Below are 24,935 nucleotides of genomic sequence, written 5' to 3'. Positions count from 1 at the left end.
TCAGCCTATGCGTAGCGCTGACGGGATCAGCGGCTCGTCCAGCAGCCGGCCGAACCGCTGGATGAGGCTCATGCCGCCGGGACGCTCATCCAGCCAGCGCCACAACAGCCGGTAACCCTCGACGTAGGTGCTGGTGTAGGCGCGCCATAACGGCGAGGACAGGAACCGCAGCATCTGGTGGGCCCGCTCGTCGGTGACCAGCAGCCAGCGTCGCAGGAAATCGGCCACCTCGTCGGCGTCGCGGTGTTCGTCGTGCAGCATCAGCGCCGCGTCCTGGCGGACGCCGGCCAGCGCCGCCGTCGCCTCCGAGATCGCCTCGGCCCGGTCGCCGTCGAAACGCAATCCCAGGTCGGCGTAGATGTCGGCGGCCCAACGCCCCCAGCCCGGGCCGATCGCGACGTGCAGTGCCAGGTCGGCCAGTCCCTCGGCGATCAGGCACTGAGGGGTGTTGACCAAAAAGATGGTTTGCTCGTCCTGGCCGCGGCCGCGGACCAGCCCGGCTTCCTTGCGGCAGTGCTCGGTGTGGTGTCCGGGATAGGACTCGTGGGCGACCAGCCGCGGCAGGTTGGACATCAGCTGTTTGACGTCGGCGTTGACGGCCACCGTCGAGCGGTAGTCGCCCAGGTAGTAGTTGAATCCCGACCATGGCTTGTCGGTCACCACCTGGTAATCGATGGTTTCGGTGTCCGGCAGTGGATATTCGGCGCGAACCCGATCCCGCAGCGCGCTAGAGAACGCGTGGATGCATTCGGCCAGCCGCTGAGGCGGGATCTCCTCGGCGGCGCGGTGGGAGATCATCCGCTCGGCCAGTGGGCCCGTGCCGCCCAGCACCTCGTCGAGCCGGGCGTGAGCCTGCCGGTAGGTCTCCACATCTCCCTTGGCGATGTCCACGTCGAAGTAGTCGCGCACCTCCTGGACGAAGCCGATGTTCTCGCCGGCGAACTTCCGTCCGGCGCACGCCAGCGCCCGCAGGTGTGCATGCAGGTAATCGGCACGCGCGTCGTCGAATCCGTTGTGGCGCGGCACATCCGGAAGCGCGGCGGTCAGCCGCTCGGCCTGGCGGACCAGCGCCGACGGGTCGGGCGCAGGCTCGGCCGACACGGTCTGGCGCAGCGCGGGGTCGCCGGTGAACGCGTCGACGTAGCCGGACTCGATCCGGTCGAAGCGCAAACCCAGCATCAGGTACTCGCGGATCAGCGCTGCAGGCTCCATACCGGCTAACGCTATCGGGGTCGCCCCAGCCGAGGCCCGTATGGCCGCGGCTGCAAGACTGACAGTCATGCCGCGGCTGAGCGAGCCGAGCCCCTATGTGGAGTTCGACCGAAGTCAGTGGCGTGCGCTGCGCATGTCGACGCCGCTACCGCTGACCGAGGAAGAAGTCGTCGGGTTACGGGGTCTCGGCGAGCAGATCGACCTGCGCGAAGTCGAAGAGGTGTATCTGCCGCTCGCCCGTCTGCTGCATCTTCAGGTCGCCGCCCGGCAGAGGCTGTTCGCCGCCACCGCCGAATTCCTCGGCGAACCACAACAAAACCCGGACCGGCCCGTGCCGTTCATCATCGGGGTGGCCGGCAGCGTGGCGGTCGGTAAGTCGACCACGGCCCGTGTGCTGCAGGCGCTGCTGGCCCGCTGGGACCATCATCCGCGGGTGGACCTGGTGACCACCGACGGTTTCCTCTACCCGAATGCTGAGCTGGAGCGACGAAACCTCATGCACCGCAAGGGGTTTCCGGAAAGCTATGACCGCCGCGCGCTGATGAGATTCGTCACCTCGGTGAAGTCGGGTTCGGAGTACGCGTGCGCGCCGGTGTACTCACACCTGCACTACGACCGGGTGCCCGGCGCCAAGCACGTGGTCCGCCACCCCGACATCCTGATCCTCGAGGGCCTCAACGTGCTGCAGACCGGGCCCACCCTGATGGTGTCGGACCTGTTCGACTTCTCGCTGTACGTGGACGCCCGCGTCGAAGACATCGAGCAGTGGTATGTGTCGCGGTTTTTGGCCATGCGCTCAACTGCGTTCGCCAACCCGGCGTCGCACTTCCACCACTACGCCGGGCTCAACGACCAGCAGGCGATCATCGCGGCCCGCGACATCTGGCGCTCGATCAACCGCCCGAACCTGATCGAGAACATCCTGCCCACCCGCCCGCGGGCCACCCTGGTGCTGCGCAAGGACGCCGACCACTCGATCAACCGGCTGCGGCTGCGCAAGCTCTAACCCCTCCCCCCGGCGCGAACGTCGAGTTGTTGGGCGAAAATCGCGAAATTTCAACAACAACTCGACGTTGGGCGAAAGGGCAACGAGCCGATGCGGGGCCACCCACCGCAACCTCTGACGGCAGCGCCCCGCACCGGCGGGAAGGGAGTCACGCCGGCAGTCGGCGCACTCCGAGGTATTGCAGGTAGGCGAAGAGGGCGGTGTAGACACCGCTGGCCAGTGTGGCGATGACACCCACCACAGTCAGCGGCAGCGCACCGGCGGCCACGACGGCGATCGCCGCCACGGTGTAGACGACGTTGGCGATGACGACGCCGATCCCGGCCCGACGCAGGTCGGGTACTGCCGCGAGGGTGAACACCACCAACCCGTAGAGCACAAAGAACGCGCCCAAGCCGTATTCGGCGGCCGAGCTCAGCCCGGTCAGCGACGAGATCTGGTCCGCCGCCGCCGCGACGATCAGGCCCGCCAGCCCCGTAAGGGTGGCGTCGGCGCGCATGGCGAAGCGCAGCAACGAATCGGTCGAGTCGTACAAGGGCCGGGTTGGCAGACCATAAACAGCGGTCATGTCGAACTCCTAGGGGATGCGGTTCGGGTGGACACCATTGAGCCTGCGGTCTGGTAATTGCCAGATCGACACATGACACTGCCAAGCACTGCCATGCGCAGGTCAACTTGTGTGTAATACGCGGCTATTCCCGCGTCGGTTCAATTGCTGGGTACCGTGACGCGTCCGCGCAGGTCGGCGGCGATCAACCGGGCGGCCGCGTTCTGCCAGTTGTGCAGCGAACGCTGCGGCACCTCGGTGACCAACCACTGCCAGGCCCGTCGGGCTGTTGGGTCCAGGCCCGAAGCGGTGGCGTTCTGCGCGTAGGCGCGCACTCCGACGACGTAGGGGAAATAGAGCGAGTTGTAGTGGCGCCACTCCTCGGTGGTGCCGAAGTCGCCGCCGTCGCGCGGCTTGAGTGCCGCGATGCGGTCGGCCAGCACAGCCTTGAGTTCGATGGCCCGCTCCAGCGGCTGGTCGGGCGCGCCGCGGGCGGCCAGCCGCTCGTCGATCTCCGGCAGCGCGGTCAGAGGGCTGGCCACCAACTTGGAGAGGTCGCCGTAGTGGCCGAGCGCGCGGCGGGTGAGCCGAGCGAATGTGTCGTCGTCGACGTCGTCGAGCGGATCGGCCGATCGCAGCGGCAGCGCGGATTCGGTGCGCCGCAACGTCGCCCGATCGGCGCGCAATGCCGGCGAACGGAAGAACGCCATCCGGTCCAGCATGCCGGCCAACGGGTCGGCAAGCACCTGCACGTCGATCGCGATCGCCAAGCTGGTGAACAGCAGCACCATCAGCGCGGTCTGCGGGCCTGTCAACGCGATGCCGACCAGCACCTGTCCGCCGAACAGCACCGCCACCGCGACGCCGCCCCAAAACGACCGCAGCATGTCGGCGCGCAGCGCCTGACCCTCGTCGAACGCATCCCAAAGGGCCACCGCAATACCGAGCGCCAGCACGTCGCATCCCGTCGACGCCAACGCCAGCCAGCTGGGCACCAGACCCAGCGGAATGATCAGGATCGCGTTGCTCAGCGCGAAGAACAACGTCGCCACCACGACAAGGCCGGCCACCGGGATCGGCTGGGCGGGCCGGGTCAGGGCCTTGGCCATGGCGCCGAGGGTGGAAAGCGATATCACCGCGAACATCACCCAATGGCCCAACCGCAGCGGGCCGTCGACGCTGCCGGCCATCGTCGCGCCGATCAGGGTCAGCGCCGCGACGGCGCCCACCAGCAGCAGCTCACCGGTGCGGGCCCGCCAGCTGTCGCACGGCCGGGCGAGCTCGAGCAGCACCGCGAACCACGCCACACCGGGGACGGCCGCCAGGTAGATCTCGATCTGGCTGAGCAGGCCACTGTGCGCAACGAGCCGCACCGCGTCCAGCGCAACCACGGCCGCGAAGCCACACAGCCCGACGGAGGCCAGCACAAGCGCGGGCTTGCGTGGGTCGCGGGCCAGCAGATACGCCCCCAGCCACCAGCTCAGTGCGAACACCACCGCCGACAGCGCAGCCATGTCTCAAGTGTGACATGCGCCGTGAGCCGATTTACATGCCGTAACGGCGGTGGCGCAAGCTGTAATCGCGCAACGCGCGCAGGAAGTCCACCCGGCGGAAAGCGGGCCAGTGCGCTTCGGTGAACCACATCTCCGAGTAGGCGCTCTGCCACAACAGGAAACCGGACAGTCGCTGCTCGCCCGACGTCCGGATGACCAGGTCGGGGTCGGGCTGCCCGGAGGTGTACAGGTTCTCGGAGATGGCGTCGACGGTGACCGCGTCGACGAGCTCCTCCGCGGTGGCGCCGTTGGCGAGTTCCTTGCTCAACAGCGCGCGAACGGCGTCGGCGATCTCCTGGCGGCCGCCATAGGCGACCGCGACGTTGACGTGAAAGCCGGCGTCGGGCGGGGTTCCCTCTACGGCGTCACGCAGTCGGCGCGCGGGTTCCTCCCCGATCAGCTCGAGATCGCCGACAGTGCGCACGCTCCAGCGGTTGGCCGGCGCGCAGATCTCTTCGACGACGTCGGTGATGATTTCGATGAGCGCAGCCAGTTCGTCGGGGTCGCGTCGCAGGTTCTCGGTGGACAGCAGATAGACGGTGGCCATCTCGATACCGGCCTCTTGGCACCACCGCAGCATCTCCGCGATCTTGGCCGCGCCCATCCGGTAGCCGTAACTGACGTCCTCGTAACCAGCGCTGCGTGCCCAGCGCCGGTTGCCGTCGCACAGCACCGCGATGTGGCGGGGCAGCGCCGATTTGGATGCTGCCAGGCCCTGCCGCAGCCGTAACTCGTAGATCCGATACAGCGGTTCCTTGAGGCGCGGCGGAATGATCTCCACAGGGATCCAGATTACTGTGGAACGCAGTAGTTACCGGCAACCCAGCCGCAACCCGGGAAGGGACATGAGCCAGCAGACCGAACACTCCGGGCCGATCGCCGCGGTCGAGGACTTCACCGAGGATGTCGTCGAAAGCGCCACCGAGGTCCTGACCAAGCCGCGTATGCGCGGGTGGATCCACTTCTACTCTGCGTGGCTGGCGATCGTCTGTGGCACGACTCTGGTGTCGGTGTCGTGGGCGGTGCATTCGCCGCGTGCGGGCCACGCGACGCTGATCTATGCGGCGGCCACGGTGGCGATGTTCGCCGTCAGCGCTACCTATCACCGGGTGCACTGGAAGTCGGTGATCGCCCGCACGCGAATGAAGCGGCTCGACCATTCGATGATCTTCGTGTTCATCGCGGGCAGCTATACGCCGTTCGCGCGGCTGGCCATGCCGCACAACACCGGAAAGCTGGTGCTCTGGATCGTGTGGGGCGGGGCGCTGGCTGGGATTTTGCTGAAAGTGTGCTGGCCCACGGCGCCACGTTGGGTGGGCGTGCCGCTGTATCTGCTGCTGGGCTGGGTGGCCGTCTGGTATGCGCCGACGATCATCCACGTCGCCGGCGTGGCGGCGATGGTGCTGCTGGCCGTCGGCGGCGCGCTTTACAGTCTCGGCGGCCTGCTCTACGGGCTGCGCTGGCCCGACCCGTGGCCTAGGACGTTCGGGTACCACGAGTTCTTCCACGCGTTCACCGCGATCGCGGCGATTCTGCACTACATCGCCATGTGGCTCGCGGTGTTCTACGTCGGCCACCCGGCGTAGCCGGAACCCGCTACAGCTGGGTGACGTTATCCGCTGCCCAGTAGGCCTTCATCGCGGCGACCTTGCCGTCGTCGTTGAACGCCATCACGTCGATGGGCTCGATCACCAGTCCGCCGTCGCCGGCCTTGACGGTCAGCCGGAACTGGAAGGCAGCCTCGTTGCCGGCGATTCGCAGCGAGACCAGCTCGCATTCTCGCTCCGCGCCTTCGATAGCGGAGTAGAAACCGCGGATGGCTTGCTGCCCGATGTGCACCTCGCCGCCGACCGGATCCTCGACGGTGGCGTCGTCGGCGTACAACTCGACGAGATCGTCCGCGCTGCCCTTGGCAAGCAGTCCGATGTAGCGGTTGACGGTGTGGGCGATGTCTTCGGCGCTCGGCATGGCACGCAGGCTACCGCGCCAGCGCGGCCGCCAGATCCTCGGTGGTGGTGACGGGCATGTCGCACACTCGCCCGCGGCACACGTAGGCCGCGTCGGCGCCGGCCACCCGGTCGCGGCCGACCAGCAGCTCGGATGAGCCCGCTTCGCCGCCGACCACGATCGCGCCGCCGGGTGCGAGCCGGCGCGCCTGGGCCAGCAGCGACGAACCCGGCGTGTCGCAGGCCACGGCGATCTGCAGCGGCCCGCGCACCGCGGTTTCGGCGACCGCCAGCCAATGCCCGGCCGAGCGCGGCGCGCCGGCCAGCAACGGGGAGTGCGCCTGCAGCGCCTCAGCAGCTGCCTGCCGATACCGGTCGGCCCGGTCTCCAGCGGCAAGGTGGGCGGCGATCAGCAGCGCCTCGGCGATCGAGGACGCCCCGGACGGCGTCGCACCGTCCAGCGGGTCGGCCGGCCGCAACATCAGCTGCTCGGCGTCATCGGCGGTGTCGAACCAGCGGCCGGGGCGGTCGGGATCAGCGAAGCGCGCGAGCGCGATGTCGAGCAGGCGGGTTGCCGTCGTCAGCCAGGCGTCGTCGGCGGTCAGCTGGTAGAGCATCAGCAGGCCGGTGGCCAGCATCGCGTGGTCCTCCAGGATCGCGGCGCTGTCGCCGACCCGTCCGCCCAGGCTGGCCCGCCGCAGCCGGCCGTCCACCAGGTGCAGGTTTATCAGCGCCGTCGCGCATCTGGCCGCGGCATCGGCCAACTCCGGCGCCGCTAACGCCACACTGGCCTCGGCCAGCGCGGTGATGGCCAGCCCGTTCCAGGCGGTGACGACCTTGTCGTCGCGGCCCGGCTGTGGCCGGGTGAGCCGGGCCGCCAGCAGCGCGGTGCGGACCCGCTCGAAGCGGTCCGGGTCGTCGGGATCGGTTCGCAACTGGAGCACCGATGCGCCGGCTTCGAACGTGCCCGCCTCCGTCACTCCGAAAACCGAAGCGGCCCAACGTCCGTCGTCGACGCCCAGCACCTCGGTCAGCTGAAGCGGCGTCCACACATATGTCGAGCCCTCCAGGCCGGCCGCGTCGGCGTCCAGCGACGAGGTGAACATATCGGCCTCGCCCAGCTCGTCGAGCATGAACCGCGCGGTCTGTCCGGCGACCCGCCTCGCCAACCCGTCCCCGGTCCGTCGCGCCCAGTGCGCATAGACCCGCAGCAGCAACGCGTTGTCGTAGAGCATCTTCTCGAAATGCGGAACCACCCAAGCGTTGTCGACGCTGTAGCGCGCGAAGCCGCCGGCCAGCTGGTCATAGATTCCGCCGCGGGCCATCGCGGTTCCGCAACGACGAACCGCGTCCAGCGCCTGCGTTGACCCCGTCCGCTCAGCATGCCGCAGCAGGGCTTCCAGCAGCGCCGAGGGCGGGAATTTCGGTGCGCCGCCGAAACCGCCGCGCGCCGTGTCCTCGTCACGCAGCACGGCGGCGACGGCGTGATCACAAAGGGTCGGCGCGATCTCCGGGCCGCCCCCTGGGAGTGCCCCAGCGATCGACTGCAGTTCGGCGGCGATACGCTCGGAGGCCTGCTCAACCTCGTCGCGACGATTCCGCCAGGTATCGACGACGGCCGAAAGCAGCTGCAGGAATGCGGCTTTGGGGTAATAGGTACCGCAGAAGAAGGGACGTCCGTCGGGCGTCAGGAAGCAGGTCATGGGCCAGCCACCCTGCCCGGTGAGCGCGACGGTGGCGTTCATGTAGACCGCGTCGATGTCGGGCCGTTCCTCGCGGTCCACCTTGACGCAGACGAACCCGGCGTTCATTGCGGCGGCCACCTCGTCGTCCTCGAAGGACTCGTGGGCCATGACGTGACACCAGTGGCATGCGGCGTAGCCGACGGAAAGCAGGATCGGCACGTCGCGCTCGGCGGCCTCGGCCAGCGCCTGCGGCGTCCATTGCTGCCAGTGCACCGGGTTGTCGGCATGCTGGCGAAGGTAGGGGCTGGCGGCCCCGGCGAGCGTGTTAGTCCCCGGGCTCACGCGGTGATCCGTCGCGGCCCGTGGGGAGATCGGGGCCGACCGTGCCCTCGTCGGCGGCCTGGTCGGGCTCCGGGTGGTCAGGGTCGAAGGACTCGGGGACCTTTTTCAGCTGCCGATTCATCGACCGCACCAGCAGGAACGTGCCGAGCATCAGCAGCACGATGACCAGCAGCCCGAACGGGCTGGCCTTGCCGAAGTCGGGCCCGGTGTTGCGCGGAGCGTCGTCGGCCAGAACGGCGATTGCGATGTTCAGAACCATCTGACTCATTGGGCAGGCTCGATTCCGGCGAACAGGTCGGTCTCCGGAAGACTCACCGGGACGCGTGAGCGGGCCAGCTCGTACTCCTCGGTCGGCCACAGCCGCTGCTGCCATTCGATCGGTGCGGCGAAGAATTCGGCGTTGGGGTCGATCTGGGTGGCGTGCGCGCGCAGCGCGTCGTCGCGCCGGCTGAAATACGCCGAGCACTCCACCCGGGTGGTCACCCGGTGCGGGAACACGTCATGTTTGGGGTCCCATAACTGCAACCATTTCTCGAACGGCCCTTGCTGACCGTGCCTGGCGAACTCGTCCTGCAGCACCTGCATCCGCCGGCGCAGAAAGCCGTGCATGTAGTACAGCTTTGACACCGCCCACGGCTCACCCGCGTCGGGAAAGCGGCAATAGTCCGCGGCCGCTTCGTAGGCCGCCACCGAAACCTGGTGGCAGCGAACATGATCGGGATGCGGATAGCCGCCGTGCTCGTCGTAGGTGGTCATCACATGCGGCCGGAACTCGCGCACCACCCGCACCAGCGCCTCGGCGGACACCTCCAGCGGCACCAGTGCGAAGCAGCCATCCGGCAGCGGCGGTGGCAGATCGCCCTTGGGCAGGCCGGAGTCGACGAAGCCCAACCAGGTGTGCTCAACCCCGAGGATCTTGGCCGCCTTCGCCATCTCGTCGCGGCGGATGTCTGCGATGCGCCCGTGCACTTCCGGCAAGTCCATCGCGGGGTTGAGAATCTCGCCGCGTTCGCCACCGGTCAGCGTGACCACCAGCACGCGGTGGCCCTCGTCGGCGTAACGGGCGAGGGTGGCAGCGCCCTTGCTGGACTCGTCGTCGGGATGGGCGTGCACCGCCATCAACCGCAGTTCGCTCACCTGCTCCCTGTCCGTGTGCTTGTCGACCGGGCGTGTGGCCCGATAGTTCCAGTTCTAATAGTTCCATGACCGAAGGGTCCATCCGGCCCCCGCCGACCCGCTACGGGCGGCCCCGGCTGTCGCGGGCGACGCGGCGTCGAGTGGCGATCGCGTTGGCGGTCCTGGTCGTCGCCGTCGGCGTCGTGGTCGCCGTCATCGGATACCGGCGGCTGGGCAGCAGCGACGTCGAGGGCAAGCTGGCCGGCTATCGGCTGATCGACGACCATACGGTGTCGGTGACGATCAGCGTGACCCGGTCGGACCCGTCGCGTCCGGTCGACTGCATCGTGCGCGTCCGCTCGAAAGACGGCAGCGAAACCGGTCGACGCGAGGTGCTGGTTCCCCCTGCGTCACAGGCGACCGTCCAGGTGACGACGATCGTGAAATCCTCGAAACCGGCGGTGCTGGGAGATGTTTACGGCTGCGGCACCGACGTGCCCGGTTACCTGCGCGCGCCCTGACCGCATAGGGTTTGCGCAGCCTGTAATTAACGCCCAGCTGCGAAAATGAGTTCGGCGCCTGCGCGGACGGTGGTATCCTATTTGGATGCACGGTTCCTGCTGGGACCGTGTATTGCTGCATTAGCGGCCATACGCGCCGCTCAGGGGTTCCGCCCGACTACTGGGGTCGGCAGTACACGCGGTGGAACCGCCCGGCAGCAAGACAGCGAAAACGCCGAGGCGCATGCCGCGAAACCGACAACAAGGAGCACGACGAGATGACGGACACTCAGGTGACCTGGTTGACCCAGGAGTCACATGACCAACTCAAGGCCGAGCTCGACCAGTTGATCGCGAACCGTCCCGTCATCGCCGCGGAAATCAACGACCGGCGTGAGGAGGGTGATCTCAGCGAGAACGGCGGATACCATGCCGCGCGCGAAGAGCAGGGCCAGCAGGAGGCCCGCATCCGCCAGCTGCAGGACCTGCTGTCCAACGCGAAGGTCGAAGCTCCCAAGCAGTCCGGTGTGGCGCTGCCCGGTTCGGTGGTGAAGGTCTACTACAACGGCGACAAGACCGACACCGAGACCTTCCTGATCGCCACCCGCCAAGAGGGTGTCAACGTCGGCAAGCTCGAGGTGTACTCGCCGAACTCACCGCTGGGCAGGGCCCTGATCGACGCCAAGGTCGGCGAGACCCGCAGCTATACCGTGCCCAACGGCAACACCATCGAAGTGACGTTGGTCAGCGCGGAGCCATACCACTCCTGAGCACGGCACGGGTCGGGGAACCGGGCGGGATCAAGTCCGCTGGTGGCGCGCATCGCCGAGGATTTACTTCTGCTGCTGCTCGACAATGCGTCAGCGCAGCCGGGGCTGGACCGGGCTCGCCGCGAACGCGTCCTCACCGCGGCCGCTCTGCTCGATCTGGCGTATGCCTGTCGCATCCGTCCGGCGGTGGAGCGCGAGCCGGTGCAGTCCGGACTGCTGATTGTGCTCAACGGACCGGATCCGGCCGACCCGGTGTTGGCGCCGGCCTTGGAGCTGCTCTCGCGTCGTCCCATCAGCCCAGCGGCCGCGATCGCCAAGCTGCGGCGCGATATTCCGGCGACTGTGCTGCGGCAGCTCGAGCAGGACGGTCAGATACAGCAGGTTCGCTTGCAGGGCAAAGGATTCCGGCGAGCGCAGGCCTGGCCGTTGGTCGACCGCACCCGGGTGAACGCTGCTCGCGCGGCGCTGATGGCCACGCTGTTCGATCACCGCAGCCCCGACCCTACGACGGCGAGCATCGTTTCGCTGCTACACACTATCGACGGGCTGGGCGCAATACTGAGCCTCAACGAGCGGGGCTGGGATTGGGTACACAGCCGCGCCGGTGACATCGCCAGCGCCGGTTGGGTGAGTGAGTCCGAACCCGGACTCGCCGAGGTCAATCTGGCCGTGACGACCGCGGCCATCCGTCAGGCGTTGCAGTCTCAGCGAAGCTGAGCCAGCGCCTGATCCAAGTCGGCAAGCAGGTCGGCGACGTCCTCGATGCCGACCGACAACCGCACCAGATCGTCGGGAACCTCCAACTGGGAACCGGCGGTCGATGCGTGGGTCATCGCGCCCGGATGCTCGATCAGCGACTCCACCCCGCCCAGCGACTCGGCGAGGATGAACACCGACGTGTTGGCGCACAGCGCCTCGGCCGCGCTCCGGCCGCCGCGCATCCGCACCGACACCATGCCACCGAAATCCCGCATCTGCCGCGCGGCGACCTGATGGCCAGGATGGCTCGGCAATCCCGGATACAGCACGGCGCTCACCGCTGCGTGCCCGGCAAGGAATTCCGCTACGGCGGCGGCGTTTTCGCTGTGTCGCTGCATCCGCAGCACCAACGTCTTCAGGCCCCGCAGGGTCAGATAGGCATCGAACGGCCCCGGCACCGCGCCGGCACCGTTCTGCAGGAACGCGAACGCGGCGTCCAACTCCTCGTCGTTTGTGACAAGCGCTCCGCCCACCACATCGGAGTGCCCGCCGATGTATTTGGTGGTCGAGTGCAGCACGATATCGGCGCCGAGCGTCAACGGCTGCTGCAGCGCGGGTGACGCAAATGTGTTGTCCACCAGCACTTTCGCCGAGCGTTCGACACCCAGCCCGGCGAGCGCCGCGATATCGGCGATCGAGAGCAGCGGGTTGGTGGGCGTCTCCACCCAGATCAACCGCGTGCGCGGGGTGAGCGCCGCGCGGACCGCGTCGAGATCGGACAGCGCAACCGGCGTGTACTCGACGCCCCACTCGGTGAACACCTTGTCGATCAGCCGAAACGTGCCACCGTAGGCGTCGTTGGGAATGACCACATGGTCACCGGGACGCAGCAGCGCGCGCAGCGCACAGTCGGTGGCGGCCATGCCGGAGCTGAACGCACGGCCGAACCTGCCGTCCTCGACGGCGGCCAGCGACGCCTCCAGCGCCGCCCGAGTCGGGTTGCCGGAGCGCGAATATTCGAATCCCGCGCGCAACTTGCCGACGCCGTCCTGAGCGAAGGTGCTGGTCGTGTAGATCGGCGGATTGACCGCTCCGGTCGCCGGGTCGGTGTGGAAACCGGCGTGGATGGCCTTGGTAGCGAGTCCGGCGCGGCGCTGCTCGCTCATGAGCGATCAACGGGCTGCAGCGGCAGGCAAACCGTCGACATGATCTTGTCGGCCAACGTTTGGCGCTTGGCATCCCACAGCGGAAACAGATAACCGATGTAGAAGGTGAGGGTGTCGACGACGTGGGCGATCTGGCGCAGCACCGACATTCCGAAACCGATTGGCTGCCCGGTGGTCTCGCTGACGACTTTGAACTTCAGCAGCGATTTGCCGATGCTCGAACCGGTGGCGCCTTGCCGGTAGCCGTAGTTCCACACCAGATACCCCAATCCCGCCAACACCGCCAGCCAGAACACCGTCCAACCCAGCGTCGAGTATCCGGCGTCGCAGACTTCGACCGCCCCGTAGGACATCGTTTCGACGAGGCATGCGGACTCGTAAGTGCTCTGCAGGATCAGCAAACCGCTGCCGATGATGATGACGTAGGGGATGGAGTCGATGATGAACGCCCCGACCCGGGTCAACCACGACGTGTAGGCCTCCCGCGGCAGGCCGCGGATCGCCGGCCCTGGCGGCGGCGGCGCATAGCCGCCCGCGGACGGGGGCGGCGGTGGGTATGCACCTCCGGGCGGCGGCGGTGGCGGAGCCGATGACGGCGGGGCTGCCTCACCCGGCGGCGGGGACGGTTGGTCGGTCATGAACGCCTTTCCCTTACTTGCGTCGCGGACCTTCGGACAGAAAACCCAACAAGTCGTAGCGGGTGATAACCCCGACCGGTTTGCCTTCCTCGACGACCATCACAGCGTCCAAGTCCCGCAGTGCTTTTGCCAGCGAGCCGATCGGCTCGCCGGCTCCGATCATCGGCAGCGCCGGACTCATGTGCAGCCCCACGGCGTCGGCCAGCTTGGCACGGCCCTCGAAGACGGCGGACAGCAGTTCACGCTCGGACACGCTGCCCGCGACCTCGCCGGCCATCACCGGCGGCTCGGCGCCGACGACGGGCATCTGGGATACCCCGTACTCACGCAGGATGCCGATCGCGTCGCGCACGGTCTCCGATGGGTGGGTATGCACGAGATCAGGCAGCACACCGGATTTCCCGCGCAGCACATCGCCGACCGTCGGCTGCTCGATTCTGCCGTCCAGCCTGCTGCGCAGGAATCCATAGGACGACATCCAGGCGTCGTTGAAGATCTTTGACATGTAGCCGCGGCCGCCATCGGGCAACAGGACCACGATCAACGCATCCGGGCCCGCCTCCTCGGCAACCTTCAGCGCGGCCACCACCGCCATTCCGCAGGACCCGCCGACCAGCATGGCCTCCTCGCGGGCCAGCCGCCGAGTCATGTTGAACGAATCGGCGTCCGACACCGCGATGACCTCGTCGGGCACGTTCCGGTCGTAGGCCGCCGGCCAAAAGTCCTCGCCGACACCTTCGACGAGGTAAGGCCGGCCACTGCCGCCGGAGTACACCGACCCTTCCGGGTCGGCGCCGACGATGCGCACTCGCCCGCCGGAGACCTCCTTGAGGTAGCGGCCCGCGCCTGTGATCGTCCCGCCGGTGCCGATGCCGGCGACGAAATGGGTGACCTGGCCGTCGGTGTCGGCCCAGATCTCCGGGCCGGTGGTTTCGTAGTGGCTCGCCGGCCCCTCCGGATTGGAGTACTGGTCGGGCTTCCAGGCGCCGTCGATCTCGGCGACCAGCCTATCGGAGACGCTGTAGTAGCTGTCAGGATGCTCCGGCGGCACCGCTGTCGGGCACACCACGACCTCGGCGCCGTATGCACGCAACACGTTCTGCTTGTCCTCGCTGACCTTGTCGGGGCAGACGAACACGCACCGGTAGCCGCGCGGCTGCGCGACCAGCGCCAACCCGACACCGGTATTCCCCGAGGTGGGCTCGACAATGGTGCCGCCCGGCTGGAGCTCCCCGCTGGCCTCGGCGGCGTCGATCATCTTCGCGGCAATCCGATCCTTGCTGCTCAAACCCGGATTGAGGTATTCGACCTTGGCGACAACCTGGCCCGATCCCGGCGGAACAACCGAGTTCAGCTGAACCAGCGGGGTATTGCCGATGAGTTCGCTGATGTGCCGGGCAATCCGCATGCCCCACATCGTCTCAGGTGATCAGCCGCTGCGCCTCACCCGGTGGCCTCGCGGATGTACTCGCCGATCTGCCGCAGTGACCGCGTCGCTTCCGGCACGATCGGTGCGGCGAGCTGGAAGTCATGGATCTGGCCGGGCCAGATCCGCACCTCGGCCGGCACACCGGCGGCTGCCAGCCTGGCGGCAGCCAACTGCGCGTCGTGCAACAACACTTCAGACCCGGAGACGTGAATCAATGTCCGCGGCAGCCCAAGCTCGACATGGTCGAGCGGCTCATAGAGCTCTTCTGGCTTGCCGTCGACGATGTGCTTGGCGGCGGCGCTGGCAACCAGCGCGACCAATGCGTCGAATGCCTTGGCAGGAAACATCGCGTCGGTCTTGATGTTGGGATGTGATTGTTTGGGCTCCTTGGCCAGCTGCATCAACGGTGAGATGGCCACCATGGCTGCGGGCTCCTCGCCGTCTTCCTGCAACCGCTGCGCCAACGCCAGCGCGAGGTAGCCGCCCGCGGAGTCACCGGCCAAGACGATCTGCTCCGGCTCGTAACCGCGCAGCCGCAACCAGCGGTAGGCGTCGTGACAGTCATCCAGCGCCATGCCGACCGAGTGCTTGGGGATCAGCCGGTAGTTGACGACGAGGACGGGCGCGTCGCCGAATCGCGAGATGGCGTTGACAACCCGGCTGTGCGAGTGCACTCCACAAGTCAAAAAAGCGCCGCCGTGCAGATAGAGAACGATGCGGCGCTTGCCATCGGCCGGCAGCACCCCCGGGGCGCGCACCAGCTGTGCGGTCGCGTTGGGCAGCTCGACCGTTTTGCGGATGGTTCCCGGAGCGGGCAGCAACACCCGCGACGCGAAGTCGATGAGGCCAAACGGCCAAGGCATGCGGGGGACGTAGCTGCCAACCGCCAGAGCCGGCCTGATCGTCAGCCACGACGCCAGCGACAACAATCTGGCGGGGATGCTGGGACCACTTTCGACGACCTCGACGGGGGTGCCGTCGCTGACCGGAAACCTGCGTGCTCGGAGCGCCTTTATGGCGCGGAGATCATCACGGGGAAGGCTGGGTACCTTGCTCGGTGCGGTCATGCTCACCACTTCCTACGCCGTTGTAGTCAGTCGACGAAGTAGCAGAGCATCCGGTTCAGCCCTGGTCCATGTGGTGTACCCGACACGGGCGCTCAGCTAACCTCGCAAACCTAGCTTGACACCTATAAGAACTTCAACAATCAAAGAATCTGATTCGATACCGCATTTGATCCGCTCTGTGATCATGTCGGCCTTCGGGTCCCTGAGCACCGGCCCAGTGCACCTTAAAATGATCATGTGAAGCTACGCGCGCCGCGGCGTTCGATGATCGCGCTGGCCGCAGCGGGTGCGTTGGCGTCGACGGGCACGGCCTATCTGGGCGCACGCAACCTGCTGATCGTCCAGGCGCAACGAGCGCGCAGCGTCATCCCGAAGTCGTGGGACATTCCGCCGCGCGCCGACGGCGTATACGGCCCGGGCGGCGGGCCGGTGCAGCGCTGGGAACGCGGGGTCCCCTTCGACTTGCACCTGATGATCTTCGGCGACTCGACGGCAACGGGATACGGCTGCCGCAGCGCCGACGAAGTGCCCGGTGTGCTACTCGCGCGCGGGCTCGCCGAGCAGAGTGGCAAACGCATACGGTTGAGCACCAAAGCGATCGTGGGTGCCACATCGAAGGGATTGTCCGGTCAGGTCGACGCCATGTTCGTGGCCGGCCCGCCGCCGGATGCGGCGGTGATCATGGTCGGCGCCAACGACGTCACCGCGCTCAACGGCATCGGCGCCTCGGCGCGCCGGCTCGGGGCCGCAGTGCGGCGGTTGTGCGCCAGCGGCGCCGTGGTCGTCGTCGCCACATGTCCCGATTTCGGGGTCATCACCGCGATCCCGCAGCCGCTGCGCTGGACGGCACGCACGCGGGGGCTGCGGCTTGCCCGCGCGCAGTCGGCCGCCGTCAAGGCGGCCGGTGGTGTGCCGGTGCCGCTGGCTTCGCTGATGACCGCCGAGTTTCGGCACGCACCCGAACTGATGCTGTCCGACGACCAATACCACCCGTCGGCGGCCGGTTACGCGCTCGCGGCCAGTCAGCTGCTGCCGGCTTTGTGCCGCGCGCTCGGCGAGTCCACTGACGCGCAGGAGCCGGCGCTGCGCTCGGTGGCCGCCACCGAATCCGACGCCGGACGCACCACCGGCCTGATATCTCGGTTGTGGCGGCGGCCCACGACCGGCGTGCCTGCACCCCTCGTCGTACCTGCCAGCGGGTAGTCCCGCGACGCCGCGCATCGTCGGCGGGCTAGATTCGGTCGCAGACCACTGGGCTGGAGGGAGCCGTCATGCCGGAAGCTGTCATCGTCTCAACCGCGCGCTCGCCGATTGGCCGGGCCATGAAGGGGTCGCTGGTCAGCATGCGGCCCGACGACCTGGCCGTCCAAATCGTGCGCGCCGCACTCGACAAGGTGCCGGCGCTGAACCCGCACCAGATCGAGGACCTGATGTTGGGCTGCGGTCTGCCGGGCGGCGAGCAGGGCTTCAACATGGCCCGGGTCGTGGCCGTCGCACTCGGCTACGACTTCCTGCCCGGCACCACCGTCAACCGATACTGTTCGTCGTCACTGCAGACCATGCGGATGGCCTTCCACGCGATCAAAGCCGGTGAGGGCGATGCGTTCATCGCCGCCGGCGTGGAGACGGTGTCTCGATTCGGCAAGGGCAACTCGGACTCGTGGCCGGACACCAAGAACCCGCTGTTCGACGACGCCCAGCAACGTACCGCCGCCGCCGCTGAGGGCGCCGACGAGTGGCATGATCCGCGCACCGATGAGGCCGTGCCCGATATCTACATCGCGATGGGTCAGACCGCCGAAAACGTCGCCCTGCTAACCGGAATCAGCCGTGAAGACCAGGACCACTGGGGTGTACGCAGCCAGAACCGGGCGGAGGAGGCGATCAAGAGCGGGTTCTTCGAGCGCGAGATCGAACCGGTCACGCTGCCCGACGGCACCACCGTCAGCGTGGACGACGGCCCGCGACCGGGAACGACCTACGAGAAGGTCAGCGAGCTCAAACCGGTGTTCCGGCCCAATGGCACGGTGACCGCGGGCAACGCCTGCCCGCTCAACGACGGCGCCGCCGCGGTGGTGATCACCAGCGACACCAAGGCCAAAGAACTCGGCCTGACACCGTTGGCGCGCATCGTGGCCACCGGGGTGAGCGCGTTGTCCCCGGAGATCATGGGCCTGGGACCGATCGAGGCAACCAAAAACGCGCTCGCGAACGCCCGCATGTCGATCAAGGACATCGATCTGTTCGAGATCAACGAGGCCTTCGCTGTGCAGGTACTCGGCTCCGCCCGCGAGTTGGGAATCGACGAGGACAAGCTGAACGTCTCGGGCGGCGCGATCGCCTTGGGCCACCCGTTCGGCATGACCGGCGCCCGCATCGCAACCACGCTGTTGAACAACCTGCAGACTCATGACAAGACGTTCGGCCTGGAAACCATGTGCGTCGGCGGCGGTCAGGGGATGGCGATGGTGATGGAGCGGCTGTCCTAGCTTTATGGCGTTGACTCTGCGTCTATGGCGCAGAAGTGCGAGTAACCCGCACCGTCAGCGCAGAGTCAACGCATCCCAGGCACGCTGAACACGGCTGATGACATCGCGGCCACCGTGCTCAGAGAGCACCCTGATATGGGTCCAGCCGATCCGGTTTATGTACTCGAGCCGTTCGACGTCCTTGACGTACTGCGGCCGGCTCGTCCGATGTTGATCGCCGTCATATTCGACCGCCAGCATGATGTCTTCCCAGCCCATGTCGATGAAGTACCGCGGATAGCCGTCGGGACTCAGAACGGGAATCTGCGTCCGCGGCTTCGGGAACCCAGCACGGATGAGCAACAGCCGCAACCAGGTTTCCTTCGGCGACTGAGCTCCCGCGTCGACGAGACCCAGCGCCATCTGCAACTTGCGCAGACCACGGGTATGCGGATGGTTGCCGGCGAGGTCCTCGACATCGCTCACCTTGAAGCCGGTAGCGCCGGCGAGCGCGTCAAGGCGCGCAACCGCGCGACCAATGGGTCCCCTCCGGCCGATGTCGAACGCTGTGCGCTCGGGCGTCGTCACGCACAGGCCGTCGAGCGTCTGGAATTCGTCATCGAAAAGCAGCTCGTCCCGCGTCACGACCCCCTGCGGCGTGCGCGCGTTGCGCCAGATCAACTCGACGGGCGCGTCGTCGTCAACCCATTTCGCGCCGTGCAGCGCCGAGGCGGCAGCACCGGCGATCACTGCTTCACGGCGTGACCAGAGCCAGGCAGCGGTGGTGCGTTGTCGCAGCGACGGTTCGACGTGCTTGTCGATGTAGACGTTCGGCATGATCGCTGTGTAGTACTTGCGCAGCTCGTGCCGACTCACGGCGCCCGCGGCGAGCGCCCCACTGCCAATGAACGGTTGACCCTCCCACCCCATGCAGGCATGGTCGCAATGCGCACTGACAGATGGCGTTGACTCTGCGTCTATGGCGCAAAAGTGCGAGTAACCCGCGCCGTCAGCGCAGAGTCAACGCACCGGGGACTAGTCACTTTGTAGGTAACTGAGCAAGCGCAGGATCTCGATGTAGAGCCAGACCAGCGTCACGGTCAGGCCCAGCGCGATACCCCAGGCCGCCTTCTCGGGAGCTCCGGCGCGGATCATCTGATCGGCGGCGTCGAAGTCGATGAGGAAGCTGAACGCCGCCAGGCCGATGCACACCAGCGAGAAGATGATCGCCAGCGGGCCGCCGCTGCGCAGCCCCAGGCCCTCACCGCCGTTGACGTGGAACATCGCCAGCAGCGCGTTGCCGAGCATCAGGGCCAGCACACCGAACAAGCCCGCAACGATCATCCGGGTGAACTTCGGGGTCACGCGGATGGCGCCGGTCTTGTAGACGACGAGCATCCCGGCGAAAACCCCGATAGTCCCGAGTACCGCCTGCCCGATGAGGACGCCGGCGTTGGTGGTCGACACCGAGAGGTTGGCCAGGACGAAGGAGATGGCCCCGAGGAAGAGCCCCTCGAGTGCGGCGTAGGTCAGCACGATCGCAGGGCTGTCCTGCTTGCGTCCGAAGGTGGCGATGAGCACCAACGCCAGCCCGCCGAACCCGCCGATGAAGGTGAACGGCATCGCCAGCGCCAGGTTGGACGCCACCATGAAGTAGGAGACGACGGCCACCGCCGACAGCACCGCCAGCGTGATACCGGTCTTGGTGACGACGTCGTCGATGGTCAGCGGACGAGCGACGCCGGCCCGCTGGTCGACGTACGGAGCCGGGTAGGGATCGGCTTGATACCCGTACTGGGTTGCGGCGCCGGCGCCGCTACCGAATTGCGCATATCCGCCGCGCTGCTTGGGCAGCGAGCGAAATACCGGGTTGCTAGTCTCCCGCACCGTCGGATCCTCTCTTGCGTGGAGTTCGAGTTCTGCGAACACCTGGTCAACGAACCGTGGTCCGGTCGGGTTCCCAACTACCTGGTGGCGTCGCAGCTGTGGTCCGGACCTTCGAGATAAACCTTACCCGCGGGCGCCTCGGAGGGGGTAACGATCTAGATTGCTCGTCGAGGCTTGACCTGTTTTAAACCCACCGTTCGACGAGGGGAGAGCGCGCTCGTGACGGGCGAATCCGACGAGATCTTGGCCCGCGTCGAAGACGGCATCGGCTTCCTGACCCTCAACCGCCCCAAGGCGATCAACTCGCTGACCCAGACCATGGTCAACGAGTTGAGCGCGGTGCTTACCGGATGGGAGCAGGACGACGCGGTGCGCGCGGTGGTGCTGGCCGGCGCCGGCGAACGCGGCTTGTGCGCCGGCGGCGACGTGGTGGCGATCTACCACAGCGCCCGCGCCGACGGGGTCGCGGCGCGACGCTTCTGGTACGACGAATATCTGCTCAACGCCCAGATCGGCCGCTTCCCCAAGACATACGTCTCGTTGATGGACGGCATCGTGATGGGCGGCGGGGTCGGCGTCGGCTCGCACGCGGACACGCGGGTGGTCACCGATACCACCAAAATGGCGATGCCCGAGGTCGGCATCGGGTTCATCCCCGACGTGGGCGGCACGTATCTGCTGTCCCGGGCGCCGGGCTCGCTGGGCCTGCATGCGGCGCTGACCGGCGCGCCGTTTTCCGGTGCCGACGCCATCGCGCTAGGCTTCGCCGACCACTACGTGCCCCACGACAAGCTCGACGCGTTGACCCGAGCGATCGTCACTGACGGCGTCGAGGGTGCACTCGAGGCTCATGCCGTCGAACCGCCACCGAGTAGCCTTGCCGCACAACGTGATTGGATAGACCAGTGCTACGCCGGGGACACCGTCGCCGACATCGTCGCCGCACTGCGGGGCCATGACGCCGGGCCGGGCGGTGGACCTGCTCAGGACGCGGTCAAGCTGATCGCCACCCGCTCTCCGATCGCGCTGTCGGTGACACTGGAATCAGTGCGCCGCGCCGCCAAGCTTGACACCTTGGAAGACGTTCTGACGCAAGAATATCGGGTGTCGTGCGGATCGCTGCGCTCACACGACCTGATCGAGGGCATCCGTGCTCAACTTGTCGACAAGGACCGCAACCCGAAATGGGATCCGGCCACGCTCGCCGAGGTCAGCGCGGCCGACGTGGAGGCCTATTTCGCACCCGCAGATCCGGACCTGACGTTCGAGGAGAAGTCATGAGTTACGAGACCATCCTGGTCGACCGCGACGGGCGCGTCGGTGTCATCACTCTGAACCGGCCGCAGGCACTGAATGCTCTCAACAGTCAGATGATGAACGAAGTCACTGGCGCCGCAGCCGAATTCGACCAGGACCCGGGTATCGGCGCGATCATCATCACCGGCTCGGCCAAAGCGTTCGCCGCCGGCGCGGACATCAAGGAGATGTCGAGCCTTACCTTCGCCGACGTCTTCGGCTCCGACTTTTTCGCCACATGGTCGAAGCTCGCAGCCGTCCGGACCCCGACCATCGCTGCGGTGGCCGGGCACGCGCTGGGCGGCGGATGTGAACTCGCGATGATGTGCGATCTGCTAATCGCCGCTGACACAGCGAAATTCGGCCAACCGGAGATCAAGCTCGGGGTGCTGCCGGGCATGGGCGGCTCACAGCGGCTGACCCGGGCCATCGGCAAGGCCAAGGCGATGGACCTGATCCTCACCGGCCGTACCATCGACGCCGCCGAGGCCGAGCGCAGCGGCCTGGTGTCGCGGGTGGTCCCCGCCGACGACTTGCTCACTGAGGCCAAGGCCGTCGCCACCACCATCGCGGGGATGTCGCTGTCGGCGACCCGGATGGCTAAGGAGGCGGTTAACCGCGCCTTTGAAACCACGCTCGCCGAAGGGCTGCTCTACGAACGTCGAATCTTCCATTCGGCATTCGCGACCGACGACCAGTCCGAAGGAATGGCCGCCTTCATCCAGAAACGGCCGCCGAACTTCAGCCACCGGTAAGGCGCAAGCAAGCCCGCCGTAAAGAACCCGTAAAGAAGTACTACCCCGTCGATCAGGTAAATGCACGATTAGTCGATGTCGTCATGCCTCCGCAGCATTACCACGATTGCGCTGGCTGGCGTGCTTATCGCGCTGGCTCCACCCACCGATCCGCCGGACCCGGCTCCGTCGCCCGCCGCACCGGCACCGCCCCCACCTGGGGATAGCTGGTATGACACCAGCATCGACATTGCTACCGGCGGTGGCGCTGGCGCAGGCGCCTGAGACGTACTAACGTCCGGCCAGCACGCCGGCGGCGACCAGGGCGTGATAACCGCCGACGACGTCGGTGGCGCGACGCAGGCCCAGATCCTGCAGTGCTGCCGCCGCGAGGCTCGATGTGTAGCCCTCCGAGCAGAGGATCACCCACTCCACGTCGTCGCTGACGGCTTGCGGTAGCCGCGCGTCGCTGGTGGGGTCGCAGCGCCATTCCAGCACGTTGCGCTCGATGACTAACGCCTTTAAGGCGTCGGGCACCTCCCCTTCACGTTCGCGCTGGGCCTGCGGCCGGATGTCGACGAGCAACGCGCCGCGGCGCAGCGCATCGGGTACCTCGTCGGCGGCCAGACGCCGCAACCGGCCGCGGGCGGCCTCCAGTGTCCGGTCGATGCGGCTCATCGCCGCTCCGGCTGGTCGGTCAGTTCGGTGCGCCGGCGGCGCAGCGAGTCGTCGTCGGCGATCTCGTAGTAAGACATCACGGTGAGCGGCGGCGAATACGCATGCACGCTCAGCGTCGGCCCGGCCGGAGGGCCGCTCGGCGCCCAAACCACGTCGTGCACCCAGCCCAGCGGGAACCCGGCCTGGTCGCCGGCGTCGAGGCGACGGCTGCGCAATCGTTGGCCGTCCCAACGGAATTCGTCGAGCGACCCGGACAACAACGTCAATGCACCCAGCGATCCTCCGTGGTCGTGCAGCTCGGTGGAATGCCCGGGCACCCAGCTGATCAGCCAGACGTCGACTTCGTCGTCGCCATGCAGGCGGGCGAACCAACGCTGGTCGGTCGGCACGCTACCCGGCGGCAGCAGGTGGTCGTAACGGCCGCTCAGCACTTCGTCGGCGGTGAGGTCGGTGGTGTGCAACAGGTCGGCGAGCCGCAGCCGGGTGGGTCCGGGGACGGACCGGACGACCGGAGGGCGGGGCCGGACAGGATCGGCGACCAGGTTGGCGGAAACCATGGCGAACTCCGAAGGATGGGCGGGTCAGGGGCGGCGGCAGGCTAGGGCCGACAACACTCCTGAAATGCAATTCGCTCCATCACGGCAGCCAGTGTTGCATAGCTTGACAAGGTGCGGTGCTGCCCAGAACGCCCGGTGATGTGGCGCGCGGTCGTCGTCGTGGCCGCCGTGTCGGCGGTGGCGGCCTGCTCGGCATCGTCGCGGGCGCCCTCCGACACGCCCACCGCCAGCCATGCCGCGGCGAGCTTGCCGCCCGGGGCCGTCGGTGTTTCGCCCGCCGGCGTGACGACGAGAGTCGGCGTCCCGGCGAAGTCGACGGAAGGCGAATACTTCCAGGCCTGCCATGCCGCGCACGTGTGGATGCAGGTCCGACCCGGCAACCGTCAGGCGCTGATAGAGCCGTACCTGGCGACGGTTCAAGCGCCCGGTGCCGCCGGCGGGGGCACCTGGAACACCGCGTGGAAGGACCTGACGCCGGCGCGGCAAGCGGCGGTGATCGTGGCAGTCCGAGCGGCCGCCAACGGCGAGTGCGGCTGAAGTCGGGCCGGCTCTGACGGAATTCGGATCACGGCTGAAAAAAGTCGACGAGCATGGGGCGAAAATGAAGCCATGGCCGATTCGTCACCGCCTCGGGTGGCGCTGGCGCTCGGCAGCGGCGGGGCTCGCGGTTACGCCCACATCGGGGTGATCCATGAGCTGCACGACCGCGGCTACGAGATTGTCGGGATCGCCGGTTCGTCGATGGGCGCACTGGTGGGCGGTTTGCAGGCGGCGGGACGGCTGGACGAGTTCGCCGAGTGGGCGCGGTCGTTGACGCAGCGCGCCATCCTGCGCCTGCTGGATCCGTCGATCACCGCGGCGGGCGTGCTGCGGGCCGAGAAAATCCTCGACGCGGTGCGCGACATCCTGGGCGCGGTGACCATCGAGCAACTTCCGGTCCCATACACCGCTGTCGCCACAGATTTGTTGACCGGCAGGTCGGTGTGGCTGCAGCGCGGGCCGGTCGACGAGGCCATCCGGGCGTCGATCGCCATTCCGGGGGTGATCGCGCCGCACGTCCACGATGGGCGCCTGCTCGCCGACGGCGGGATCCTCGACCCGCTGCCGATGGCTCCGATTGCGGCGGTCAACGCGGATCTGACCATCGCTGTCAGTCTGTCCGGCAGCGAGAGCGAAGGCGAACGCGAGGCCGACCCCCGGCCCACCACCGAGTGGCTGAATCGCATGCTGCGCAGCACTTCTGCGTTGTTCGACGCTTCCGCGGCCCGGTCACTGCTCGACCGGCCGACGGCGCGCGCGGTGCTCAACCGGTTCGGCGCTTCGATCCCGGAGAACCCCGAAACCGATGCCGAATCCGCCGAAGAGCCGGTGGATTACCCCGAGGAGACCCCGGAAGTGCCCAGGCTGGGCAGCTTCGAAGTGATGAACCGCACCATCGACATCGCTCAGGCGGCGTTGGCTCGCCACACGCTCGCCGCCTATCCACCCGACTTGCTGATCGAGGTGCCGCGCTCGGCGTGCCGCGGCCTGGAATTCCACCGCGCGGCTGAGGTGATAGACATCGGCCGGACGCTGGCCGCGCGGACGTTGGACAGTCTCGAGACTGATGCACCGGGCGAAGACGGCGAGAAGGACTAGG

At 67.4% G+C, this 24,935-nt stretch carries 27 protein-coding genes; 11 read left to right on the top strand and 16 right to left on the bottom strand.

The window, feature by feature from the left end; genetic code table 11:
- Positions 1 to 1,212, bottom strand: coding sequence for a DUF885 domain-containing protein (locus AWC06_RS00985; RefSeq protein WP_085193511.1), 1,212 nt, complete (start codon positions 1,210 to 1,212; stop codon positions 1 to 3).
- 67 nt (positions 1,213 to 1,279) lie between these two features.
- On the opposite strand from AWC06_RS00985, the gene coaA reads away from it, so the two are divergent.
- Positions 1,280 to 2,218 (top strand): type I pantothenate kinase, encoded by a 939-nt coding sequence (gene coaA, locus AWC06_RS00980; RefSeq protein ID WP_085193509.1) that lies wholly within the window; start codon positions 1,280 to 1,282, stop codon positions 2,216 to 2,218.
- 148 nt (positions 2,219 to 2,366) lie between these two features.
- Here coaA and AWC06_RS00975 read toward each other — a convergent pair whose 3' ends face one another.
- The 3 genes from AWC06_RS00975 to AWC06_RS00965 all read right to left on the bottom strand — a co-directional run bounded on the left by AWC06_RS00975 (position 2,367) and on the right by AWC06_RS00965 (position 5,099).
- A complete protein-coding gene (locus AWC06_RS00975) occupies positions 2,367 to 2,786 on the bottom strand; it encodes a hypothetical protein (protein ID WP_085193507.1) in 420 nt (139 codons plus the stop codon).
- A 140-nt stretch (positions 2,787 to 2,926) separates the two neighbouring features.
- On the bottom strand, positions 2,927 to 4,279 hold the full coding sequence (locus AWC06_RS00970; protein ID WP_085193505.1) for a hypothetical protein: 1,353 nt from the start codon (positions 4,277 to 4,279) through the stop codon (positions 2,927 to 2,929).
- 31 nt (positions 4,280 to 4,310) lie between these two features.
- Positions 4,311 to 5,099, bottom strand: coding sequence for a (2Z,6E)-farnesyl diphosphate synthase (locus AWC06_RS00965; RefSeq protein WP_085193503.1), 789 nt, complete (start codon positions 5,097 to 5,099; stop codon positions 4,311 to 4,313).
- Positions 5,100 to 5,163: 64 nt separating this feature from the next.
- On the opposite strand from AWC06_RS00965, the gene trhA reads away from it, so the two are divergent.
- Positions 5,164 to 5,904 (top strand): PAQR family membrane homeostasis protein TrhA, encoded by a 741-nt coding sequence (trhA, locus tag AWC06_RS00960; RefSeq protein ID WP_085193501.1) that lies wholly within the window; start codon positions 5,164 to 5,166, stop codon positions 5,902 to 5,904.
- Between the two features lie 10 nt (positions 5,905 to 5,914).
- On the opposite strand, the gene AWC06_RS00955 is transcribed toward trhA, so the two are convergent.
- From AWC06_RS00955 to mca, 4 genes are read right to left on the bottom strand one after another with little or no spacing between them, the layout of a single operon-like run.
- Complete coding sequence (locus AWC06_RS00955) at positions 5,915 to 6,286, bottom strand: nuclear transport factor 2 family protein (protein WP_085193499.1); 372 nt, start codon at positions 6,284 to 6,286, stop codon at positions 5,915 to 5,917.
- A 10-nt stretch (positions 6,287 to 6,296) separates the two neighbouring features.
- Complete coding sequence (locus AWC06_RS00950; protein WP_085193497.1) at positions 6,297 to 8,291, bottom strand: thioredoxin domain-containing protein; 1,995 nt, start codon at positions 8,289 to 8,291, stop codon at positions 6,297 to 6,299.
- Complete coding sequence (locus AWC06_RS00945) at positions 8,275 to 8,559, bottom strand: hypothetical protein (protein WP_085193495.1); 285 nt, start codon at positions 8,557 to 8,559, stop codon at positions 8,275 to 8,277. Before AWC06_RS00945 ends, AWC06_RS00950 begins: the two co-directional genes overlap by 17 nt.
- A complete protein-coding gene (gene mca, locus AWC06_RS00940) occupies positions 8,556 to 9,428 on the bottom strand; it encodes a mycothiol conjugate amidase Mca (RefSeq protein WP_085193493.1) in 873 nt (290 codons plus the stop codon). The genes AWC06_RS00945 and mca overlap by 4 nt, the downstream gene beginning before the upstream one ends.
- Before the next feature lie 65 nt (positions 9,429 to 9,493).
- On the opposite strand from mca, the gene AWC06_RS00935 reads away from it, so the two are divergent.
- From AWC06_RS00935 to AWC06_RS00925, 3 genes are all read left to right on the top strand, one after another.
- Positions 9,494 to 9,928, top strand: coding sequence for a DUF4307 domain-containing protein (locus AWC06_RS00935; protein WP_085193491.1), 435 nt, complete (start codon positions 9,494 to 9,496; stop codon positions 9,926 to 9,928).
- Between the two features lie 257 nt (positions 9,929 to 10,185).
- The gene (gene greA, locus AWC06_RS00930) at positions 10,186 to 10,677 is read left to right on the top strand and encodes a transcription elongation factor GreA (RefSeq protein WP_085193489.1); all 492 of its coding nucleotides are present in this window, start codon (positions 10,186 to 10,188) and stop codon (positions 10,675 to 10,677) included.
- Positions 10,678 to 10,719: 42 nt separating this feature from the next.
- Entirely contained in the window at positions 10,720 to 11,394 is a 675-nt protein-coding gene (locus AWC06_RS00925) for a GOLPH3/VPS74 family protein (protein WP_085193487.1), read from the top strand.
- Here AWC06_RS00925 and AWC06_RS00920 read toward each other — a convergent pair.
- From AWC06_RS00920 to AWC06_RS00905, 4 genes are read right to left on the bottom strand one after another with little or no spacing between them, the layout of a single operon-like run.
- The gene (locus AWC06_RS00920; protein ID WP_085193485.1) at positions 11,382 to 12,542 is read right to left on the bottom strand and encodes a cystathionine gamma-synthase; all 1,161 of its coding nucleotides are present in this window, start codon (positions 12,540 to 12,542) and stop codon (positions 11,382 to 11,384) included. The genes AWC06_RS00925 and AWC06_RS00920 overlap by 13 nt on opposite strands.
- Positions 12,539 to 13,180: an RDD family protein gene (locus tag AWC06_RS00915; protein WP_085193483.1), complete on the bottom strand. Its 642-nt coding sequence runs from the start codon at positions 13,178 to 13,180 to the stop codon at positions 12,539 to 12,541. Before AWC06_RS00915 ends, AWC06_RS00920 begins: the two co-directional genes overlap by 4 nt.
- A 13-nt stretch (positions 13,181 to 13,193) precedes the next feature.
- Positions 13,194 to 14,588 (bottom strand): cystathionine beta-synthase, encoded by a 1,395-nt coding sequence (locus tag AWC06_RS00910; RefSeq protein WP_085193481.1) that lies wholly within the window; start codon positions 14,586 to 14,588, stop codon positions 13,194 to 13,196.
- Between the two features lie 35 nt (positions 14,589 to 14,623).
- Complete coding sequence (locus AWC06_RS00905) at positions 14,624 to 15,676, bottom strand: alpha/beta hydrolase (RefSeq protein WP_085193938.1); 1,053 nt, start codon at positions 15,674 to 15,676, stop codon at positions 14,624 to 14,626.
- Positions 15,677 to 15,940: 264 nt separating this feature from the next.
- Here AWC06_RS00905 and AWC06_RS00900 point away from each other — a divergent pair, with 264 nt between their 5' ends.
- Entirely contained in the window at positions 15,941 to 16,879 is a 939-nt protein-coding gene (locus AWC06_RS00900; RefSeq protein ID WP_264479784.1) for an SGNH/GDSL hydrolase family protein, read from the top strand.
- A 68-nt stretch (positions 16,880 to 16,947) separates the two neighbouring features.
- Entirely contained in the window at positions 16,948 to 18,165 is a 1,218-nt protein-coding gene (locus tag AWC06_RS00895; protein WP_085193478.1) for an acetyl-CoA C-acetyltransferase, read from the top strand.
- 54 nt (positions 18,166 to 18,219) lie between these two features.
- On the opposite strand, the gene AWC06_RS00890 is transcribed toward AWC06_RS00895, so the two are convergent.
- Positions 18,220 to 19,074 (bottom strand): endonuclease domain-containing protein, encoded by an 855-nt coding sequence (locus AWC06_RS00890; RefSeq protein WP_085193476.1) that lies wholly within the window; start codon positions 19,072 to 19,074, stop codon positions 18,220 to 18,222.
- A 105-nt stretch (positions 19,075 to 19,179) separates the two neighbouring features.
- Complete coding sequence (locus AWC06_RS00885; RefSeq protein WP_085193936.1) at positions 19,180 to 20,031, bottom strand: Bax inhibitor-1/YccA family protein; 852 nt, start codon at positions 20,029 to 20,031, stop codon at positions 19,180 to 19,182.
- 219 nt (positions 20,032 to 20,250) lie between these two features.
- Between AWC06_RS00885 and AWC06_RS00880 the strand changes: the two genes are divergently transcribed.
- Both AWC06_RS00880 and AWC06_RS00875 read left to right on the top strand, forming a co-directional pair.
- Complete coding sequence (locus tag AWC06_RS00880; RefSeq protein ID WP_085193474.1) at positions 20,251 to 21,312, top strand: enoyl-CoA hydratase/isomerase family protein; 1,062 nt, start codon at positions 20,251 to 20,253, stop codon at positions 21,310 to 21,312.
- Complete coding sequence (locus AWC06_RS00875) at positions 21,309 to 22,082, top strand: enoyl-CoA hydratase (protein WP_085193472.1); 774 nt, start codon at positions 21,309 to 21,311, stop codon at positions 22,080 to 22,082. The genes AWC06_RS00880 and AWC06_RS00875 overlap by 4 nt, the downstream gene beginning before the upstream one ends.
- A 270-nt stretch (positions 22,083 to 22,352) precedes the next feature.
- Here the strand turns inward: AWC06_RS00875 and AWC06_RS00870 are convergent, their stop codons facing one another.
- Positions 22,353 to 22,739: a rhodanese-like domain-containing protein gene (locus tag AWC06_RS00870; protein ID WP_085193470.1), complete on the bottom strand. Its 387-nt coding sequence runs from the start codon at positions 22,737 to 22,739 to the stop codon at positions 22,353 to 22,355.
- Positions 22,736 to 23,296 (bottom strand): cysteine dioxygenase, encoded by a 561-nt coding sequence (locus tag AWC06_RS00865; RefSeq protein ID WP_085193468.1) that lies wholly within the window; start codon positions 23,294 to 23,296, stop codon positions 22,736 to 22,738. The genes AWC06_RS00870 and AWC06_RS00865 overlap by 4 nt, the downstream gene beginning before the upstream one ends.
- A 111-nt stretch (positions 23,297 to 23,407) precedes the next feature.
- Here AWC06_RS00865 and AWC06_RS00860 point away from each other — a divergent pair, with 111 nt between their 5' ends.
- Complete coding sequence (locus tag AWC06_RS00860) at positions 23,408 to 23,833, top strand: lipoprotein LpqV (RefSeq protein WP_372457974.1); 426 nt, start codon at positions 23,408 to 23,410, stop codon at positions 23,831 to 23,833.
- A 72-nt stretch (positions 23,834 to 23,905) separates the two neighbouring features.
- The gene (locus AWC06_RS00855; RefSeq protein ID WP_085193464.1) at positions 23,906 to 24,934 is read left to right on the top strand and encodes a patatin-like phospholipase family protein; all 1,029 of its coding nucleotides are present in this window, start codon (positions 23,906 to 23,908) and stop codon (positions 24,932 to 24,934) included.
- Position 24,935 lies beyond the last annotated feature (1 nt).

Source organism: Mycobacterium fragae (assembly GCF_002102185.1).
GTDB classification, from domain to species: domain Bacteria; phylum Actinomycetota; class Actinomycetes; order Mycobacteriales; family Mycobacteriaceae; genus Mycobacterium; species Mycobacterium fragae.
The sequence above is the reverse complement of the archived record's forward strand: the minus strand, read 5'-3'. Positions and strand labels throughout refer to the sequence as shown.